Origin of the sequence: Intestinibacter sp. (assembly GCF_051866655.1) — a bacterium.
Lineage (GTDB): Bacteria > Bacillota > Clostridia > Peptostreptococcales > Peptostreptococcaceae > Intestinibacter.
Window position 1 is genome coordinate 1 of sequence record NZ_JBJDXL010000510.1, and the last position, 2,332, is coordinate 2,332.

Consider the following 2,332-nt stretch of genomic DNA (forward strand, 5'->3'; position numbering starts at 1 on the left):
ATGAATTCATTGATTTTTCTAGTTTTTGTGATAATTCTTCTAATGTCATATTATATATCTAAGAATTATCTGCAGATTTCACACTATAGTTTCCCATTAAAGCACTATCAAGTAATCTCTTAATTCCATAGTGAAGCTCATACTAAATATTCTAATCGAGATTATCAATCTAGTTATCTAATCTTGCAAGATATTTTCCTACTTCTTCTACAAATACCTCTTCTAGTATATCTGATTTAGTTCTATTTGGGTATTGCTAAGCTCTTCTATGGAAATCTGGAAATTGTTCTGCTTTCTACACTAAACTAAAATACAGATCTGGATTCTTAAATCTTACCTAACCAAGAAGAAGATGAGTTAATTCATGAATTGGTGCATCAGCTCTAGCATTGTCTGTATTTATATAAATGTCTCCATTATATATAAAAGCAGAAGAGTTTTGGGCATTAGGAATATTCATTTTACTAAGTTCATAATCTGTAACTGGTATCATTTTAATTCCATATAAACTCTTCAATTTTTCGAACATATTTCCATAAACCACAGACATATTTGGGGCAACCTCAACCTATTGTGATTCTTTTATTAAATATTCAGAAGGTCTCTAATTTACTGTAACAATCGCTTCTGTTGTTAAGGGGAGAATACTTATCTCTAAATCAGAATGTGTATCATTAAGTTTTACTGTAGCCTCTTCAATAGAAGAAGATTGAGTATTAGTAAGAATAGTATCTATGGTTGTTACTCCAGATTCATTAAGACCCAGAGTTTCCTTTAAGTAAGGCCTTGAATCTGCTCTTGGAATTTCATCTAAGTTTGGAAATCTTCCATGTTCTGCTACAAAAACGTTAGCAAAAGGATAAAATTCTGATTCTGGAATACCAGACTAAGCAAGCTTAGTCCGATATTCTGAATCTTTAATTAAACACTACATTAACAATCAATTGATTTTATTTTGTCTTCAATATCTCTAGTATCATATACCTATTTAAAGGACACAAATTTAGTTGGAAGTTTATAAATATATCCATCTTTTACAGAGTTTAATTGGAGTCCTTTTTCTATTAATCTCTATCCTATATCAGATGGAATCACTAAAGACTAGGAAGTTACTTTTCCATCCTTTGTATTAGTCTTTAATTTAATTCCAACATCTGCTAAAGTATTTGGCAATTCAATAAGCCATCCATCATTATTGGCAGCAGGATTAGTAAAGAAGTTCTGATTACGTGGTGGCATAGAATATGATATATAACCATTTATATTTCCTCTTTCAAAATCTTCTGGGGACAGTTCGTCGGCAGTATAATAATCATATTCTGCTCCTTCATTATCTTCTGATGGCAATTCCATTCTTTCAACTACACCTAATTCTGGAGTAATATATCTAATAATAGAACTAACTCTAGCATAAGGAGAAGAAATAGGAGCTATAAAGTCATTGGTAATGGTTCTATGAAGTAAATCTAATGTTCTATCTTGGTCTTTATCAAGATTATTAATTACCTATCTAAAGTGTTTAGCAACATCAGAAACCTATTCATAGTCTTCAAATATTTTATGTAGAGAATTTGGCCCAAGTCTACCATAATTACTAATCATAGAATAATAGTAGAATAAATCTTGTACCATATAACCATTATACATATCAAACTTAGACATATTATTAAATTCATCCTTATATTCATTAAATACATCTAATTCATAATCTGATTTAGGTAACATATTTATTCTAAGACCATAATTAACAGCAGGAGTGCCATAGTTTGTTCTAGTCTATACAGTTGGAAGCAAATCTCTAATAAATTTATTGTTAGAATACTTCTATTTAAGGTCCGGAATAACAACTCGTTCCATATATAGTTTAAAGTTAGCCTATCCCATATCTGTTCCCAGATTAATATAGAATGGTTGAGTAACTTCTTTTATATTCTCTGTACTGTCAACAAAGGCATATACTTTTCTGTTAGTATCTCCAGCAGGAATCTTTATATCTATATCTTCCATCTATTTAGCTCTAAATACATAGTCAATTGCTTTCTCCACATTCTTAACTACCTAATCTTTTATTTTTTTATTAGATATTTTAGCCTGTTCTATAAAATCCTTAGATATTTCTTCTATTGCCCTAAATTTTACAGATTTTTCTTGTACTCCTTTATATGCCAACAAGAATGATTCAACATATCCTCTATAATGTGGCACATCATGTATAATTCTAAGAGGATTATATGATTTCTTAATAGCATCATAAGTGCTAATCATTTTCTAGGCATACCATTCACTAGTTAAAAATTGCTCTAAGTCTATAGGGGGCCATTCAGTTTTAGTT

The 2,332-nt window shown here is 30.0% G+C and carries 5 protein-coding genes; all 5 read right to left on the minus strand.

Features of this window, described 5'->3' with window-relative positions; all coding sequences use genetic code 11:
- Window positions 1–337: 337 nt before the first annotated feature.
- Window positions 338–529, minus strand: a complete 192-nt coding sequence (locus ACI3VO_RS15300) for a hypothetical protein (RefSeq protein ID WP_439758744.1) — start codon at window positions 527–529, stop codon at window positions 338–340.
- A 572-nt stretch (window positions 530–1,101) separates the two neighbouring features.
- Complete coding sequence (locus tag ACI3VO_RS15305) at window positions 1,102–1,353, minus strand: hypothetical protein (RefSeq protein WP_439758745.1); 252 nt, start codon at window positions 1,351–1,353, stop codon at window positions 1,102–1,104.
- 183 nt (window positions 1,354–1,536) lie between these two features.
- Window positions 1,537–1,725, minus strand: a complete 189-nt coding sequence (locus ACI3VO_RS15310) for a hypothetical protein (RefSeq protein WP_439758746.1) — start codon at window positions 1,723–1,725, stop codon at window positions 1,537–1,539.
- 150 nt (window positions 1,726–1,875) lie between these two features.
- On the minus strand, window positions 1,876–2,007 hold the full coding sequence (locus ACI3VO_RS15315) for a hypothetical protein (RefSeq protein ID WP_439758747.1): 132 nt from the start codon (window positions 2,005–2,007) through the stop codon (window positions 1,876–1,878).
- A 51-nt stretch (window positions 2,008–2,058) separates the two neighbouring features.
- Complete coding sequence (locus tag ACI3VO_RS15320) at window positions 2,059–2,265, minus strand: hypothetical protein (protein WP_439758748.1); 207 nt, start codon at window positions 2,263–2,265, stop codon at window positions 2,059–2,061.
- Window positions 2,266–2,332 lie beyond the last annotated feature (67 nt).

Bases quoted from the DNA above. Each gene is read 5' to 3' on its own strand.
- ACI3VO_RS15315 (WP_439758747.1), bottom strand. From the start codon at position 2,007: ATGGAAGATATAGATATAAAGATTCCTGCTGGAGATACTAACAGAAAA.
- ACI3VO_RS15310 (WP_439758746.1), bottom strand. From the start codon at position 1,725: ATGTTACCTAAATCAGATTATGAATTAGATGTATTTAATGAATATAAG.
- ACI3VO_RS15300 (WP_439758744.1), bottom strand. From the start codon at position 529: ATGTTCGAAAAATTGAAGAGTTTATATGGAATTAAAATGATACCAGTT.
- ACI3VO_RS15305 (WP_439758745.1), bottom strand. From the start codon at position 1,353: ATGGAATTGCCATCAGAAGATAATGAAGGAGCAGAATATGATTATTAT.
- ACI3VO_RS15320 (WP_439758748.1), bottom strand. From the start codon at position 2,265: ATGATTAGCACTTATGATGCTATTAAGAAATCATATAATCCTCTTAGA.